We start from the raw sequence: 16,627 nt of genomic DNA, 5'->3' as shown, positions 1-16,627 counted from the left end.
CGGCTGTCAACGGAAGGGGAAAGCGTGTCCGACCGTATCGCCCCGAAGGAGTACTACTCGATCGGAGACGTGTGCGAGATCACCGATCTCAAGCCCCACGTCCTCCGCTACTGGGAGACGCAGTTCTCCGCGCTGCGCCCGACGAAGAACCGGGCGGGCAACCGGGTCTACCGCCCGAAGCAGATCCAGCTCGTGCAGCTCCTGCGAAACCTCCTCTACACGGAGCGGTACACGATAGAAGGCGCGCGGCGGAAGCTGGAGCAACTGCGCGCGGGCGGGGAACTCGCGGCGGAAGCGCGCGTGGCGTGGGACCGGGAGACGATCAGCGATCTGCGGAGGGAAGCGGACGAATTGGTCGAGCTCCTCGAGGACGGCGAGGCCGGGTGACCGAAAGGGAAAAACCCGTCCTCCTGTGCACGAACGATGATGGCGTGAAGTCGAACGGGCTCACGCTCCTCTCGCGCGTCGCCGAGGCCCACGGCGACGTGTGGACCGTAGCGCCGGATCGGGAGCAGAGCGCCACGAGCCATGCGCTCTCGCTGTTCCGCCCGCTCCATCTGACCCGGCTCGGGCCGCGACGCTACATGGTGGACGGGACGCCCTCAGATTGCGTGCTCCTTGCCTTTAAGGAGATCCTCCAGGCACAGCCCCGTTTTGTCCTTTCCGGCGTCAACCACGGCCCGAACATGGGGGAAGACGTCCTCTACTCCGGCACAGTGGCGGCGGCCATGGAGGCGACGATCCTCGGGGTGCCCGCGATGGCCTTCTCCTTCACGGGGAGCGACGACCACATCCTCGAGACCTATGAGGACCTGCTCGGCCGCCTCATCGACGCCTGCCTCCGGCGGGATTCGTTTCCGGATGAGACCTTCTTCAACGTCAATCTTCCGGATCGGCCGGCGAGCGAGGTGGAAGGGATCAGGGTAACGGCGCTCGGGCGGCGCGTGTACCATGACTCGCTCCGCCGGAGCCGGGATGGGGAAGGGCAGGAGTACTTCAAGATCGGAGGGGGACGCTCGGCCTGGAGCGGCCGGGAGGACTCGGACTTCCGGGCCGTACGCGCCGGCTGCGTTTCGGTCACGCCGCTCCACCTCGACCTGACGAACTTCGAACTGTTGAACGAGGTGAGGTCGTGGCAGCTGGGGAGTTGAGTGGTCGGGATCCGGCGACCGAATACCGGCGGGACCGCCGCCGTCTCGTGGAGCGGCTCCGGGACCGGGGCGTGAGCGACCTGGCCGTCCTGCACGCCTTCGACATCGTCCCGCGCCACGCGTTCGTGCCCGAGGTGATGCGAACCCGGGCCTACGAGGACGTACCGCTGCCCGTCGGCCACGGGCAGACGATTTCGAGTCCGACGATCCACGCGCTCAGCCTCGAACAGGCCCGGATCGGACCCGGTGATCGCGTGCTCGAGGTGGGGACGGGGACGGGGTTTCAGACGGCCCTCCTCGCGGCGCTCGGGGCCGCCGTGTACTCGATCGAGCGGATCGCGGCCCTGTACGAGGCCGCCGTGCAGACTCTGCGCCGACTGGGCGTCGAGGCCCGCCTCATGCACGGGGACGGCAGCCGGGGCTGGCCTCGGCATGCCCCCTTCCGGGCGATCATCGTGGGTGCCGCTGCGGCCCGCCCGCCCGAACCGCTCTTCGACCAGCTCGCCGAGGGGGGGCGCCTCATCGTACCCGTGGGTACCCGTCGCCAGGAACTGCGACGCTACACGCGACGCGGAGACGACTTCGCGAGGGAGACGATCACCGGCGCCCGCTTCGTGCCCCTCGTCGAGGGCGAAGCGCGGGGGAGGGGCCCCGAGTGAGGCTCATGAGCGCCTGGGCCGGCGTGTACGCGAAGGGCCTCGCCATGGGGCTGGCAGATCTCGTTCCCGGGGTTTCCGGGGGCACGATCGCCTTCATCTCGGGGATCTACGACGAACTCGTGGCCACGATCGCGGGACTCGATCGCCGCCTGCTCGGGGCGGTTCGGGAGGGGGGTGTGCGCGGCGTGTGGCAGGCGGGCAACTTCGGCTTCCTCGCCGTCCTGCTCGCCGGCATCGGCACGAGCGTGTTCGCCTTCGCCGGGCTGCTGCACTGGCTGCTCGCGAATCGGCCCGCGGAGCTGTGGGCCTTCTTCTTCGGCCTCGTAGCGGCGTCGGTCGTGCTCGTCGGCCGGCGTGTCGCCGATCGCCGGGCCGGCATCCTGACACTTGCCGCCGCGGGGGCCGTGGTGGCCATCGCCATCACGTCGCTGCCCCCGCTCGTCCGCTCCGACGCGCCGCTATTTCTCGCGGCGGCCGCGGCCGTGGCGGCCTGCGCCATGATCCTGCCCGGCATCTCCGGCAGCTTCATCCTGCTCATCCTGGGCGCTTACGCGCCCGTGATCGCCGCCCTCAACAACCTGGACTTCGTCCGGATCGCGTCCGTGGGCTTCGGGGTCGTCATCGGTCTGCTCGCGTTCAGCCGCGTCCTGCGGCGCCTTCTCGCTCGTCACCGGACGCCCACGCTGGCCGTGCTCACCGGGTTTCTCCTCGGCTCGCTCAACGCGCTCTGGCCGTGGAAGGCCCAGCTCCGCGAGCTTTACACGCACAGCGACGGCCGCATCGAGTGGTTGACGGGGAATCGCTGGCCCGCCGGTGCCGGCGAGCTCTGGCCGGAGGTCCTTCTCGCACTCCTCGGGGCGGCGGCGGTCCTCGCCATCGACCGCCTCGCGGGGGGGCGCGGACCCGACCGCCCGTGACGGAACCCAAGTAGCGACAATCCACCGGGCCGGGTAGCTTCCACGCCATTCGGCAACCCGTGCAAGAGCTGAGGAGAGGACACCAGATGGCGGACGCGCTCGCCAGCGGAAAGCGGCCCGACGGAGGCGACCGGCAGGATGCCTTCATCCGGTCCACGTTCCGTCTGGCTACCTGGGTCAACGAGAACATGCGGGCGGTGCTGGTGGGGGCCGCCGGGGTCGCGATGGTCGTCGTGGGCGTCGTGTACTACATGAACTTCCAGGCTTCGGTACGCGATCAGGCGGCGAACGAACTCGCGACGCTGCGCATGACCGCGACCGACCCCGAACTCCTCATCGCCGATCTTGCGGCTTACGTGGAGCGCTTCGACGGCGTCGCAGCGGCGAACGAAGGCCGCCTCCTCCTCGCGCGGACATACCTCGATACAGGCCGGTCCGTCGAGGCCGCACAGGTCGCGAGCACGATCTCCGAGGGGCCGGACCGTCCGGTCGGCCTCGCCGCCCGTACGCTCCTCGCGGCAGCCCAGGAAGCGTCGGGAGACGCGCAGGCCGCCCTCGCTACTTGGGAAGCCCTTGGAGAATCGGCCCGTTTCGCCTTCCAGCGCCGCGAGGCGCTTGCCTCCGCGGCGAGGATTCTCGCATCGCTCGGCCGTCTCGAGGAAGCCGAGACGATTTTCGCGGGCATCGCCGAGGAAGCCGCCGGCGAGGACCCGGTGGAAGCCGGCGTCTACCGCCTCCGACTCGGAGAGATCAAGGCCCAGCGCGCCGGCAGCGGCTGACAGCGGCAATCCCGGGCGCACGGCAGGGGCTTCATACGACGCGGAAACACGAAATCCCCACACCTTCCGCAATGCCACATAAGATATATTATGTAAACTGTTGGCAAATGAAGCGGACTCCTTCACATCCCGCTCTTGGATACTTGACCTGCGACGCTCGGTTTAGAACGTGAAGGTGTGGGAGTACTTCACCATGAGCGCGCGCCCCGACGAGAACGGGAGGCGCGGGTCGACGCCGCCGTTCGGGCGGTCCACGAAGTAGCCCTCGTTGTAGACCACCCACAGGTCCACGCCCTCACGGAAGTGATAGCGGAAGCGCGCGTTCACGCTCACCTGGTCCGTCGTGGAGTTGTACTGGGCGAGCGTACTCAGCGAGAGGTGCGTGTCGAGCGAGAAATCCAGATTGAGTCTCGCCAGGTGTGTCGTGAGGAAGTTACGGCCCGGCAACTCGAACCGGTTGATGTCGTACCCCGGGCGGATCTCGACATGACGGGAGACGTTCAGCGCCGGACTGAGGCGAAGGCTCACGCGGCGACCGGCGTAGAAGCTCCCGGCGGAGCCCCCGATTTCCCCCCGCACGAGTCCGCCGCGGGAGAGCCGGAGCGAAGCGTCCGCTTCATGGAACCAGTATTCACCCGGATCGATCGTCAGGCCCGCGATCCGGAACGGATCCCGGATGCTCTCGAAGCTCGAACGGGACGTAAGCGTCATGAAGGTACCCGACTTCATGCCGATCATTATCTGAGGGGCGATAACTCGTGACTCCGGCGTCAGATCCACGTTCCGGTAGTAGTGCTGCGTCTCGCTGCTGAGCGTTACGGCGCGCAGCTTCGAGTCGGCGCCCATGAACCAGGAATAACCGGCCGATCCGCCGAAGAGAGTGAACGCGTTTCGGAGCTGAAACCCCAGGCGCGGCAGGTAGTCTGCCCCCACCCGGCGATACTGCGCGTTGTAGGCGAACCCTTCCTGTCTTCGCCGCTCGAACTGCGCAAAGAAGGTCCCCGCGTCGAGCGCGTTTCGTTCCACGATGTCGTCGTCGAAGGACTGGGCCCATTTCAGCGTCAGGTAATCGTCCCCGAACACCCGGATCTCGCTGTCGGCGCCGTAGGCGACGTTCGCCTTTCCGTACGCGTCGATGCGCGTCGTGACGATCCCGCCGACCGACGAATTCTGATTGAAGACCTGCTGCTTGAGCCGCAGCACGCCCATGTTCTCGCCCGGCCGCCCTGCCCTGGGGGCCGTCTGCATGTTCAGCATCCCGAAATCGAGCCCGCCGGCCCGCCCCACCACGCGGGCGCCCCCATAGATGCGTACGAGTTCGCCCTGGTCGAGCCCGATGCGGCGGCTGAAGAAGACCCGGTCGGTGATCCCGCCGGTAGCGAAGTCGAAGGTCGCCGAGCGCTCCTGGAAGAACTGCCGCTTCTCCGGGAAGAACAGGGGGAAACGCGTGAGATTGATCTGCTGGTCGTCCGCCTCGACCTGGGCGAAGTCCGTATTGGCGGTGACGTCGATCGACAGGTTCGACGACGGTGAGTACTTGAAGTCGAGGCCCGGCTCCCCGGTGGGGTCGTCCCTCGTCTCCCAGTACGCCTGGACATCGGACGGCTCGCGCAGGGTCGGGATCTGCGTCATCCCGCCGAGGACGTACGGCGTCACGTAGATCGGGTTCGCGCGATTCACGTCCCTCAAGGTGACCCGCTGCGCCAGCGATGGCTTTCCGAAGCCGAAGAATCCGTACTCGGGGGAGATGTCAGGGTAGACGTGGCGCTCGTTCTTGCGCGAAATCGAGCGGTAGACGGAGAGCCCCATCGTCACTTCCCCACCCGTGTTCTGGAACCCGAGCGTCGAGAACGGGATCTGCATCTCCGCCGACCATCCATCGCTCGTCCGCTGGACCGCGGCATCCCAGTGCGCGTTCCAGTCGCTGTTGAAGGGGCGCGTGCCCGCGGTCCACTCGGCGTCGCCCCAGACCGCGCGGTCGGATCGCGCGCCGTTGGGGTTTACCACGAAGGCCACCGCCGTCTCGTGGTCGTTGTAGCTGTCGATCACAACCGAGAACTGGTCGTCGCCGCTGAACCCGTCGCGTACGAAGCTGTTCGCCCGGATCCCGCCGAGGTCGGAATCGAACAGTTGCCCCGCGACGTACAGGTATCGTTCATCGTAGGCGATCCGGATCCTCGTCTCTTCGGTGAGGGCCCCGCCGTATGTGGGCGAGTACATCACCAGTGGCACGGGGTCGATGTCGCCCCACGCGGGATCGTCGACGAAGCCGTCGAGGTGGATGTGCCCGTGTCCCTCGAGCCGGTGGAGCGGCACCGACGGCTTCCCTCTCCCGCCGTCCTGCGCCAGCGCGGTCCCCGGTGCCAGCGCCGCGAGCGTCGTGCACAGCCACAGGGTCGCCCTCGCACGGGACCCCGCTTCCCTGCCCCTCCCGCGCGGGCTCACCAGATGAAGGTGTGCGAGTATTTGATCATGATGTTCCGTCCCGCCGACCACGGCAGCCTCGGATCGAATCCACGGTCCCGTTCGAAGTTCAACCCTTCATTATACACAATCCAGAGGTCCGTGCCCTCCCTGAAGTGATATCGAAAGCGCGCGTTGATGCTCGTCCGCTTGTCGAGGTTGTTGTACTGGGCGAAGGTGCTGAACGAGAGGTGGGTGTTGAAGGCGAAATTGAGCCGCAGCCGGCCGAGCTGCGTCGTCGTCGCCTCGCTCCGGCCGGAGAACTCGATCCGGTTGACCTCATAGCCGCCGACGACCTCCAGGTAGCGGGACACGGTCCAGGTGGGATTGAAGATCAGGCCCACGCGCCGGCCATCGTAGAAACTCCCCACCGTCGTCCTGATGTCCCCCCGGAAGATCGTGCTGCGCGGCAGCATCCAGTCGATGCCGGCCTCCGTGAACTGGTACTCGCCAGGCGGGATCGACACATCCCCGATCTGGAACGGGGCCTCGAGGTCTTCGATCTGCGCGTTCGCATAGGCCGTAATGTTCGCGGTCGACTTGAAATCGAACGACACCGAGGGGCGGATCGAACGGGACTCGACCGTGAGGTCCGTGTTGCGGTGATAGTTCTCGCCCATCACCAGGAGCGTGACGGCGTTCACCGTGGCGCTCGGGCCCCCGAGCCACGTATGGGCGAGCTGGCCGCCGTACAGCGTGAAGTCCCTCCGCAGCTGGAAGCCGAGGCGCGGCACGTAATCCGGACCCACGCGGCGGTAGTAGAGATTGTACCACATTCCGCGATCCGTCCGCCGCTCCCAGCGGGCCCGGATGAGACTCGCGTCGAGCGCATTGCGCTCCCTGACCACCTGGTCCCGGGTTTGCGCCCACGTAAGCGTGAGGTACTCATTTCCGAAGGGGCGCAACTGAGTGTCCAGCCCGTAGGCGACGTTGTTCTGGCCGTTGGAACCGTACCGCGTCGTGAGGATCCCCCCGACGAACGAGTACGGATTGAACACCTGCTGCTTGAGGCGCATGACGCCCATGTTCTCGCCCGACCGGCCGGCGGCCGGAGCCGTCTGCATGTTGAGGACCCCGAAGTCCAGCCCCCCGAGCCGGCCCACCAGCCTCGCGCCCCCGTAGATGCGGACGAGCTCTCCCCGCTCGAGCCCGATGCGCCGACTGAAGAACACGCGGTCGGTGAACCCTCCCGTCCCGAAGTCGAACGTCGAGGTCCGTTCCTGGAAGAACTGACGTTTCTCGGGGAAGAAGAGCGAGAAGCGGGTAAGGTTCACCTGCTGGTCGTCCGCCTCCACCTGAGCGAAATCGGTGTTGACGGTGAGATCGATGGCCAGGTTCGACGAGGGGGAGTATTTGAGATCGACCCCAGGCTCCGTCACCTGGTCCTGCTCGGTCCCCCAGAAGGAAGCGGCGTCGGACGGTTCCCTGAGGATCGGAGTGCGGCTGAGTCCCGCGAGCGCGTACGGGGTCACGTACACCGGTGTCGTGGGCCGGACCTCGCGGAGCGTCATGCGCTGGCCCTGCGACGGCTTGAGGAAGCCTCCCTGCCCCCATTCGCGGCCGATGAACGGGAAGACGTGGCGCTCGTTCTTCCGGGCGATGAAGCGGTAGACGATGATCCCCATCGTCACTTCGTCCCCCTCCGCCTGGAACCCCAGCGTGGAGAACGGGACCTGGTATTCGGCGGACCACCCCTCCTCGTTCTGCGAGGTGAGGACGTGCCAATGAGCGTTCCAGTCGACGTTGAACGGCATCACGTCGCCCGTGAAGTCGCCGTCGTTGGAGAGGGAGCGATCCTGGCGGATGCCGGCGGGCGTGGTCCCGAGCCAGACCCCGGTCTCGTAGTCGTTGTAGCTGTCGATCACCACCGAGAGGAGATCGTCGCCGCTGAACGCGTCCCGCAAGAAGGTGTTCGAGCGGATCCCCTCCGGATTCGAGTCGTACATCCGCCCGGACAGGTAGAGGTACTCATCGTCGTGCGCGATCCGGACCTCGGTCCGTTCCGTCATCTCACCGCCGTGGGTGGGGGCCCACATGAACATCGGCAGCGGCTCGATCGCGTCCCAGGCCGGCTCGTCGACGACGCCGTCGACATCGATCTGCCCGGTGATGCGCGGGATCGGCACCGGGACGGGCGACCGGAGCGGCGCGGCATCGGCTTCGTCCGAGCCCACGGCCTGCGCGGCGAGTCCGGGAGCCGCGAGCAGGCATCCCGACACGATCCACGCGCACCGGGCCGCGCGTCGCTGAAGTCGACGGCAGATGTGGGTCAACGGCGTGCTTCCAGAATCGGGAGTGGGTCCGGGAGGTCTGTGCAACCCAAGAACACCTCGCCGAGCTGGAGGGTTCAATCCCCGGCGGCGGAGGGACCGCCGGTTCCGGCTACCAGCTGAACGTATGAGAGTACTTGACCATGATCGCCCGTCCCGCCGACCGGGGCAGCCTCGGATCGAAGCCCCGGTCGCGTTCGAAATTCACCCCTTCATTATAGACGATCCAGAGGTCCGTGCCCTCCCTGAAGTGGTAGCGGAAGCGCGCGTTGATGCTGATCCGCTCGTCGAGGTTGTTGTACTGCGCGAAGGTGCTGAGGGAGAGACTGCGGTCCAGGGCGAAGGAGAGCTTCACGCGGCCGAGGTGGGTCGTCGCCGCCTCGTCGCGGCCGGGGAACTCGATCCGGTTCACCTCGTAGCCGCCGCCGATTTCCACGTACCGGGACGCGCTCCAGGTCGGGTTGAAGATCAGGCCGACGCGCCGCCCGTCGTAGAAGCGTCCCACCGTCGTTCGAATGTCGCCCCGAAAGATCGCGGTGCGCGGCAGCATCCAGTCGATGCCCGCCTCCGTGAACCGGTATTCGCCCGGCGGGATCGACAGCTCCCCGATGTCGAAGGGGATCCGTATGTCCTCGAACTGCGTGTTCGAGTACGGGGTGATCGACGAACCCGACTTGAAGGAAAACTCAACCTCGGGGCGGATCGTGCGCGACTCGGGCGTGAGATCGGCGTTGCGGTAGTAGCTCTCGGTCGTCACCGAGGGGGTGATCGTGTTCAGCGACGCGCTCGGGCCCTGGAGCCACGTGTGGGCGAGCTGCCCGCCGAAGAGCGTGAAGTCGCTGCGCAGCTGGAACCCGAGGCGCGGCGTGTAGTCCGGTCCCACCCGGCGGTAGTAGAGGTTGTACCATAGCCCGCGATCCGTTCGCCGTTCCCAGCGGGCGCGGATGAGCGCCGCGTCGAGGACGTTGCGCTCACGTACCTCCTCGTCGAACGTCTGCGCCCACGTCAGGGTGATGTACTCGTTGCCGAACGGGCGCACTTGTGTGTCCAGCCCGTAGGCGACGTTGTCTTGGCCGTTCGCCCCGAGGCGTGTCGCGACGATGCTCCCCACGTAGGAATAGGGGTTGAGGATCTGCTGCTTGAGCCGCATCACGCCCACGTTCTCGCCCGAGCGGCCACCGGAGGGAGCGGTCTGCATGTTGAGGACGCCGTAGTCGAGGCCTCCGATGCGGCCCACGAGTCTCGCGCCCCCGTAGATGCGGACGAGTTCCCCCCTCTCGAGTCCGACCCTCCGACTGAAGAACACGCGATCCGTGAAGCCGCCCGTCCCGAAGTCGAAGGTTGAGGAACGTTCCTGGAAGAACTGCCGTTTCTCGGGAAAGAAAAGGGAGAAGCGCGTGAGGTTGATCTGCTGATCGTCCGCCTCGACCTGGGCGAAGTCGGTGTTCACCGTAAGGTCGATCGCCAGGTTGGAGGAGGGCGAGTACTTGAGGTCGATGCCCGGCTCCGTCGTCGGATCGCGTTCCGTGGCCCAGAAGGCGGCCGCGTCGGAGGGTTCCCGCAGCACCGGCGTCTGGTTGAGGCCGCCGAGCACGTACGGGGTTACGTAGACTGGCGCGGTGGGCCGCACGTCGCGCAGCGTCACGCGCTGCGTCTGGGACGGCTTCATGAACGCCAACCGGCCCCACTCCCGCGCGATGGCCGGGTACACCTGGCGTTCGTTCTTGCGGCCGATGTAGCGATAGATGGTGATACCCATCGTGACTTCGTCGCCCTCGGCCTGGAAACCCAGCGTCGAGAACGGGATGCGGAACTCTGCGAACCAGCCCTCGTCGGTCCTCGTCGTGACCACGTCCCAGTGCGCGTTCCAGTCCTGGTTGAACGGCGGCAGATCGCCCGAGAACTGGGCATCGTTCGAGATGGAACGGTCGTGACGGACGCCGGCCGGTGTGGTGGCGAACCAGAGCGCGGTCTCGTAGTCGTTGTAGCTGTCGACCACGAACGAGAACAGGTCGTCGCCGCTGTAGATGTCCCGGTAGAACGTGTTGACGCGGATCCCGTCCGGGTTCGAGTCGTACATGCGTCCCGAGGCGTAGAGATAGCGGTCGTCGTGCGCGAGCCGAAGCTCGGTCCGTTCCGTCAGTTCGCTCCCGTGGGTGGGGGAGAGGTTGAACAGCGGGAGGGGCTCGATCGTGTCCCAGACGGGCTCGTCCACGACCCCGTCGAGTTCGATCTCCTCCGAGATGCGCGGGATGGCCACGGGGACCGGCGAGCGGAGCGCCTCCGCGTCCACCTCCCCCGCGCCGGTGGCTTGTGCCGCCAGCCCCGAGACCGCGCACAAGGCCGCCACGGCACCGGCGACGACGGCCCGTACGAGCCGGCCGGCGCCCCCCGACCGTCCACGCGAGGTGTTCAGGGAGGACATGCGCTTCAGTCTCGCCGCGTGAGGAGAAAGAACCACTGGGGCCCGCAGCGCAGGATGCCGCGCCGCAGCCCGCCGGGAAGTATCGAGAGGACACGCCAGACGGCCTGCCACCTGCCGCCCCCACCGCCGCTGAGCACGGATCGAATGGCGCGTTCCGTGATGTCGGAGATCCGCAGTCCGGGGACACCCATCGCTCGTTGCAGCGAGCGGTATCCCAGGAAACGGATGCCCCGGTAGCTCTTCGCGCGTCCGGTCCAGCGCACGTAGCGATCGGCCATTCCCCGAGGCAGCCAGCTGAGAAGCGGCAGCCGGTAGTGCGGCTCGAGGAACGCCCAACGGCTTCCCGCCGTCACGTAGGCGCAGGCGCCCGGCTTGAGGATGCGCGCCACCTCCGCGAACAGCTCACGCGGTTCCTTCACATGTTCGTATATGTGGTTCACGATGAGGAAGTCGAAGGACGCGTTGGCGACGGGAAGCCGTGTCCCATCGGCCACGCACGTACGGCCTCGCTCGATGACCACTCGCGGGTCCACCTCGAAACCGAGGACAGGCTGCCCGCTGAGCTTCTCGAGCTCGCGTTTGAGGAGGCCCGTGCCGCTCCCAAGATCGCCGACCACGGCCGCCGCTCGGATTTCACGGCCCACGACCGCGTCGAGGACCGCCGCCTTTCTGAGCCGGCTCTCCCTGTACTCGCGGCTGGCCAGGAATGCCTCGTAGTAGTCCCGCTCGGCGGAGCCGGCCCCGGATGGCGGCGTGCTCATTCAAGGAGTTCGGTGCCGCAGTGCTTGCAGTGGCGGGCGTCCTCGTCATGACCCGGCGAGGCGCAGCGAAGGCACATCCGCCCCATCGCCGCGCGGAGCTTCGCTTCACGACCTCCCGTGATCTCCGCGGTGACGATTCCCGTCGGAACGGCGATCACGCCGTACCCCAGGATCATGAGCAGCGCGGCAAGCATCTGCCCTACCGGCGTCTGGGGCGTGATGTCCCCGAACCCCACCGTCGTCACGGTCACGATGGCCCAGTAGACACCGCGGGGGATGCTGCTGAAGCCCGCGTCCGCTCCCTCGATCACGTACATCGCCGCGCCTACGACCGTCACCACGACGAGCACCGCGACGAGGAAGACGGCGATCTTGTAGGCGCTCGAGCGCAAAGCGCTGATCAGCAGCCGCTCTCCCCCCACGAACTGGGCGAGCTTCAGGACCCGGAACACCCGCAGCACCCGCAGCACGCGGATGACGGCGAGCGCCTGTCCCCCCGGGATCAGCAGCCCCACGAAGTTGGGCAGGACCGCGAGCAGGTCGACGATCCCGAAGAAGGAACGAGCATATCCTCGTGCTCGCTCCGCGGAGATGAGCCGGAACACGTACTCGATCGTGAACAGTACGGTGAACACCCATTCGAGCGTCCACAGCAGGCCTAGAGCGCGAACGTCGAAATCCTGCACGCTCTCCAGCATCACGACGACGACGCTGGCGACGATGACGCCGATTAGGAGGAGGTCGAAGAGCCGGCCGGCCGGTGTCAGGTTGCCGAAGATGATGCGGTGGGACTCGTTCCTCCACCGCGGCCGGGTCGAGAAGACCGGGTGATCATCGTAGTCGATCGCCGGACGCACGGGTCGCCGCCGGGACGGGACGTACGACATGGTCCGGTTCCTGGCCATCACAGCCTCCCGATGAGGGACCGCAAACGCAGCGCCCACACCCGCCATACCGCCTCACGCACGATCGCCCCCGACATCTTGCTCTCTCCGAGGCGGCGATCCGTGAACACGATGGGGACCTCGCCGACCCGGAACCCCTTCTTCCATGCGCGGAAGTTCATTTCAATCTGGAACGTGTACCCGGTCGACCCCACGCGGTCGAGATCGATCGTCTCCAGTACGCGGCGCGCGAAACACTTGAAGCCGCTCGTGGAATCGGCGAGACGCAGGCCCGTGGCGATACGCGCATACTTGTTCGCGTAGTAGCTGAGGAGCAGGCGCGACATGGGCCAGTTGATGACGTTCACCCCGGCAGTATAACGAGACCCGACCACGACATCGAAGCGGCCGGTCGCTGCCAGCATGTCGGAAAGATACCGTGCGTCGTGCGATCCGTCGGCGTCCATCTCGAAGATCCACTCGAAATCCCGCTCGAGCGCCCAGCGGAACCCGGCGATGTAGGCCGTCCCGAGTCCGGACTTCCCTTCCCTGTGCAGGACGTTCACGCGCGTTTCGGCCGCGGCAATGGCGTCGACGAGGGCGCCCGTTCCGTCCGGGGATGCGTCGTCCACGACGAGGACCGAGAGCCGGCTGTCCTGCGCCAGAACGCTGTCAACGATCCCGGCGATCGACTCGATCTCGTTGTACGTAGGCAGGATGACGAGGCCGCGTCCGCCGCCTGCCGGAGCGGAAGCGGCATCGTGATCCCGGTCGACGGCCGGGGCCGAGGCGGCGGATGTGTCGGGGCTCATTGGACCGGTAACTTATCGACCCTCGGGGCGGTCTCGCATCCATGGGAGGGACAGAGGTCGTTCACCCTCCTTCGCCCGCTCCCCGGGCCTCAGCGATCTTCACTTCGGGGGGGCGCTACAGATCGCAGGAAGGCCAGGGCCAGCCCGAAGGACACCAGCTCCGCAGCCGTCGTCCAGAGGCGGGCGGCCAGAGCGAGCGCAGCGGCAGGTCCGGCCGGAATGGCGGTCGCCGCGGTCAGCAGGCCCACGATCGCGCCCTCGCGTACGACCAACCCTCCGGGCGCCACCAGGGCCAGGTAGCCCACAACGTAGGATCCCGAAAAAACGCCCAGTGCAGTCGGGAAGCCGATTGTGTTTTCGAGCACTAAGCCTTCGAGAAGTGCCAGGAAACCGAGTCCGTGGAGAGGCCAGACGAGCAGGCTTCCGATCACCGCGCGGCACAGCAGCCTCCCGTCCAACTCGGCATCGCGGCGCTCTCCGGTCTCCCGCAGCAGGCGACGTCCCAGTCGTATGACGAAGCGCAGGACGGGCGGGGTGAGCGCGGCGCCGAGGGAGACGGCGCCGAGGACCAGCGGCCACCGGCCTACGGCTTCGAATGCACCGACGCCGAGCACAGCGATAGCCAGGGCGAGCCCCGTGACCACGATGGCGGCCTGGAAGGCGATCAGCGTGGCGAGGGCCGCCGCCCCGGAGTCCCCTCGGCCCCGGACGTAGCCGACCAACCCGGTGACCTGCCATATCTTGCCCGGCAGGTAACGGCCGAGATTCGACCCCAGCCATGCGGCGGTGGCTTCCGGAACCCCTGCCCTGCCGCCCGCGGTCCGGAACAGCCACGCCCAGATGGCACCGCTCGCGCAGAGGGCCACGACTTCGCATCCCAGCGCGACGGCCAACCAAAGGGGCCGCACCCGCCAGCGCGACATCTCCGATGCCGCGAGGTCCCCCCACGCGGCCCAATTGCCCGACAACGCCAGGCCGACCGCGACGAGGGCGGCGAGGAGAAAGGCGACGGTTCCGAGCGCGACCCACCGGCGCCCCGGTGTGGCGCCGGCACGGTCGGCAGTCACGCCTCCGATCCTCCGTGCCGACGTCGCCAGGAGATCAGAATGCTCACTCCCAGCCCGGCAATGGTCAGGAGACTGACCCAGACGCTGAGGCTGAAGGCAGGGCTCCGGTACTCGAACACCAGTTCATGCCGACCGGCGGGAACTTCGACGCCGCGGAACGCCGTATTCACGCGCCACAGCTCCGCCTCTTCCCCGTCGAGGAAGGCCTTCCAGCGTTCGTGATGGATCTCGCTTACCGCGAGGAGACCCCCCCGTTCCGCCATGACGTCCAATGCAACACGGTCGGGCTCGTGGTGAACGAGTGAAGCGCTCCCCCGCCCCGCCTCCGGACCTGCGTCACCGGCCCGCCCTTCGACGATCGTCACCCGCGCCGGCTCCGAGACTTCAAGCGTTCGCGCAACGGCGGCCGCCGTTGCGCTCACCATCTCGATGGACGCCGGGAAGTAGGCGTATGGACGCTCGGAGGGGAGTTCATACAGGTGGCGTCCTCCGGCTTCCGCGACCGATTCGACACCCTCCTGTGCACCGGGCGTGATGAGATAGCGGACGTTCAGCAGTTGGCGAACAACAGGATCCCGGAGCAGCCCCTCATCCGGTGTGATTCCACCCACGAGTCTCGCGTAGGGGCGCAGCAGGAACTTCTGAAGCCCGCTCGCGGACGACACACCGTAGTAGGCGAGTTGGTTGGGCCGATAGTTGGGTGTGGGGCCACTCAGATTCGGCGCCCAGACGCGCTGCCCGGGCTCCGCATTCTCGTACAGGGCCTCGATGACGGGGTCGGCGGCGAGCGCGGCGTCGGCGTCCTGCACCCTGAGGTAGCGCGCGTCTACGCGCCACAGGTCCATGATCCCGAAAGCGAGCACGACCAGCAGCGCTCCGACGCCGAGCTTGCGGCGCGCCACCCCCCACGCGGCTCCCCACGCGAGGCCGAAGCCGGTCAGGAGAAACACCCCGTTGAGCCGCAATGCGTCGATCAGAACCGCACCGGGCTGGCGGGGCCAACCTTCGGGATACCATGACAACAGTACGAAGTTGGCGAGCCCCCGAGGGTTGAGCACCGCCGCAGCGCCCAGCACGAGGATCGGCCCTCCCAGGAGCAACATCGGCCACGACCAGCGGCGCGCTCCGGCTTTCGGGGCCGTCCCGTCGGGCGAGCCCGGTTCGGTGACGGCACGCCGGTTCAGCGTGGCTTCCCAGCCGAAGGCCGCCAGAAGCGCAACGAACACCGTAACGGGACCCAACATCATGGATGGAGCCCGCAGGCTCGACATCATGGGCAGGAGCGTGTACGCGATCCGATGTACGGGTGTCACGGCCCCAAGGGCGAACAGGATCCCCAGCATTCCGGCCCCGGCAAGGAACCACACGACGCGCCTGTGGTCGCGACTCAGCGAGCGGCCAAACGATGCCGAGATGCCGAAAATCGCGAGGGCGAGAGGGACGGCACCGAGGTATTCCGAATGCAGCTTTATCGGATTCTGTCCCCAATAGGACCCCGGAAGCGATCCGACGAGATCCGGCAGGAAGAATGCCGTCAGTTCCTGGGGCGGCAGCGCCCAGGAGGAGGCGAATTCATATCCCCTCTCCCCCGCCGCGCGCGTGAAGTGTTCAAGGTTCGTCAGCGTCGGAAAGAACTGGGGTGCGGCGATCAAGACAGCGGCCGCCATGGCAAGCGTGAACCACGCAACGGGACGGACGTACACCTTCCATGCCGCCTCGGCCGAGGCGGGCCGGGGGAGCCGGAAGGCCACGTGATACACGAAGAAGGCCGCCAGGGCGAGGCTTGAGAAGTACATCATCTGCACATGCGCCGAGAATGTCTGCGCCGCGATAACGAACGAGAGGCCCGCGAACCATCGGAACTCTCCCCTCTCCAGGCCGCGGTTGAGCAGGCCGAGAGCGAGCGGGATGAGCGTCATCGCGAACATCCGCCCGTCCTGTCCCCCGAAGAGGTGGGACGTGACGTAGCCCGTAAGGAGGAATGAAGCCCCGCAGACGACGGCGGACATGGGCCGGAGCCGGAACGAACGTCCGAGGAAGTAGCCGAAGGCTCCGCTCAGGAAGGTGTGCAGGACGAAGGTCCAGCCGATGGCCCGGTGCAGCGGCAGCAGGAAGTAGAGGATCGTCGAGGGGTAGAAGATGGGCCCTGGCAGGATCGCCACGAAGGGCATGCCCCCGTACACGTGAGGCACCCAGAGCGGCACGCCGCGGCCCGCCAGAATCTCGTCCACATAGAACCGGCGCAGCGAGATGCCCTCGAACAGCATGTCCGACCCGAATAGGAGCCGTTCCGGGTAGAAGATGAATTCCCGGTAGAAGAGCACCGTCACGAGTGCGGCCGCACCAAGGAACCACCAGATCGTGTAATCCCGACCTCTCTCGGGCGTCGGGGTGTCCATCAGGGTCTGCGGGCTATCGCCATGAGGTTCTTGCCGATGG

The 16,627-nt window shown here is 67.0% G+C and carries 13 protein-coding genes; 5 read left to right on the top strand and 8 right to left on the bottom strand.

Translation table 11 applies throughout. The features are described from left to right. Positions 1 to 24: 24 nt before the first annotated feature. The 5 genes from ACOOGH_RS05750 (at position 25) to ACOOGH_RS05730 (ending at position 3,506) form a co-directional block, all read left to right on the top strand. Positions 25 to 387: a MerR family transcriptional regulator gene (locus tag ACOOGH_RS05750; protein WP_420448010.1), complete on the top strand. Its 363-nt coding sequence runs from the start codon at positions 25 to 27 to the stop codon at positions 385 to 387. Continuing rightward, positions 384 to 1,151 carry a 5'/3'-nucleotidase SurE gene (gene surE / locus ACOOGH_RS05745; RefSeq protein WP_420448009.1) on the top strand — a complete coding sequence of 256 codons (768 nt, stop codon included), beginning with the start codon at positions 384 to 386 and terminating at the stop codon, positions 1,149 to 1,151. The genes ACOOGH_RS05750 and surE overlap by 4 nt, the downstream gene beginning before the upstream one ends. Continuing rightward, positions 1,133 to 1,810 (top strand): protein-L-isoaspartate(D-aspartate) O-methyltransferase, encoded by a 678-nt coding sequence (locus ACOOGH_RS05740; protein ID WP_420448008.1) that lies wholly within the window; start codon positions 1,133 to 1,135, stop codon positions 1,808 to 1,810. Before surE ends, ACOOGH_RS05740 begins: the two co-directional genes overlap by 19 nt. 5 nt (positions 1,811 to 1,815) lie before the next feature. After that, the gene (locus tag ACOOGH_RS05735; protein ID WP_420450070.1) at positions 1,816 to 2,727 is read left to right on the top strand and encodes a DUF368 domain-containing protein; all 912 of its coding nucleotides are present in this window, start codon (positions 1,816 to 1,818) and stop codon (positions 2,725 to 2,727) included. Positions 2,728 to 2,813: 86 nt separating this feature from the next. Then, complete coding sequence (locus ACOOGH_RS05730; RefSeq protein WP_420448007.1) at positions 2,814 to 3,506, top strand: tetratricopeptide repeat protein; 693 nt, start codon at positions 2,814 to 2,816, stop codon at positions 3,504 to 3,506. A gap of 162 nt (positions 3,507 to 3,668) precedes the next feature. Here ACOOGH_RS05730 and ACOOGH_RS05725 read toward each other — a convergent pair whose 3' ends face one another. From ACOOGH_RS05725 to ACOOGH_RS05690, 8 genes are all read right to left on the bottom strand, one after another. Beyond that, entirely contained in the window at positions 3,669 to 5,951 is a 2,283-nt protein-coding gene (locus tag ACOOGH_RS05725; RefSeq protein ID WP_420448006.1) for a DUF5916 domain-containing protein, read from the bottom strand. Then, on the bottom strand, positions 5,948 to 8,242 hold the full coding sequence (locus ACOOGH_RS05720) for a DUF5916 domain-containing protein (RefSeq protein WP_420448005.1): 2,295 nt from the start codon (positions 8,240 to 8,242) through the stop codon (positions 5,948 to 5,950). The genes ACOOGH_RS05725 and ACOOGH_RS05720 overlap by 4 nt, the downstream gene beginning before the upstream one ends. Before the next feature lie 109 nt (positions 8,243 to 8,351). Next, positions 8,352 to 10,664: a DUF5916 domain-containing protein gene (locus ACOOGH_RS05715; RefSeq protein ID WP_420448004.1), complete on the bottom strand. Its 2,313-nt coding sequence runs from the start codon at positions 10,662 to 10,664 to the stop codon at positions 8,352 to 8,354. Between the two features lie 5 nt (positions 10,665 to 10,669). Further along, positions 10,670 to 11,425 (bottom strand): class I SAM-dependent methyltransferase, encoded by a 756-nt coding sequence (locus ACOOGH_RS05710; RefSeq protein WP_420448003.1) that lies wholly within the window; start codon positions 11,423 to 11,425, stop codon positions 10,670 to 10,672. Next, positions 11,422 to 12,330 carry an ion transporter gene (locus ACOOGH_RS05705; protein WP_420448002.1) on the bottom strand — a complete coding sequence of 303 codons (909 nt, stop codon included), beginning with the start codon at positions 12,328 to 12,330 and terminating at the stop codon, positions 11,422 to 11,424. The genes ACOOGH_RS05710 and ACOOGH_RS05705 overlap by 4 nt, the downstream gene beginning before the upstream one ends. Further along, positions 12,330 to 13,121, bottom strand: coding sequence for a polyprenol monophosphomannose synthase (locus ACOOGH_RS05700; RefSeq protein ID WP_420448001.1), 792 nt, complete (start codon positions 13,119 to 13,121; stop codon positions 12,330 to 12,332). The genes ACOOGH_RS05705 and ACOOGH_RS05700 overlap by 1 nt, the downstream gene beginning before the upstream one ends. A gap of 89 nt (positions 13,122 to 13,210) precedes the next feature. Beyond that, complete coding sequence (locus ACOOGH_RS05695) at positions 13,211 to 14,188, bottom strand: hypothetical protein (protein ID WP_420448000.1); 978 nt, start codon at positions 14,186 to 14,188, stop codon at positions 13,211 to 13,213. Continuing rightward, positions 14,185 to 16,587 carry a hypothetical protein gene (locus ACOOGH_RS05690; protein WP_420447999.1) on the bottom strand — a complete coding sequence of 801 codons (2,403 nt, stop codon included), beginning with the start codon at positions 16,585 to 16,587 and terminating at the stop codon, positions 14,185 to 14,187. Before ACOOGH_RS05690 ends, ACOOGH_RS05695 begins: the two co-directional genes overlap by 4 nt. Positions 16,588 to 16,627 lie beyond the last annotated feature (40 nt).

This window comes from Candidatus Palauibacter sp. (assembly GCF_965213655.1).
Lineage (GTDB): Bacteria > Gemmatimonadota > Gemmatimonadetes > Palauibacterales > Palauibacteraceae > Palauibacter.
Note: the sequence above shows the minus strand (reverse complement) of the source record. Positions and strands in the feature narration are given on the sequence as shown.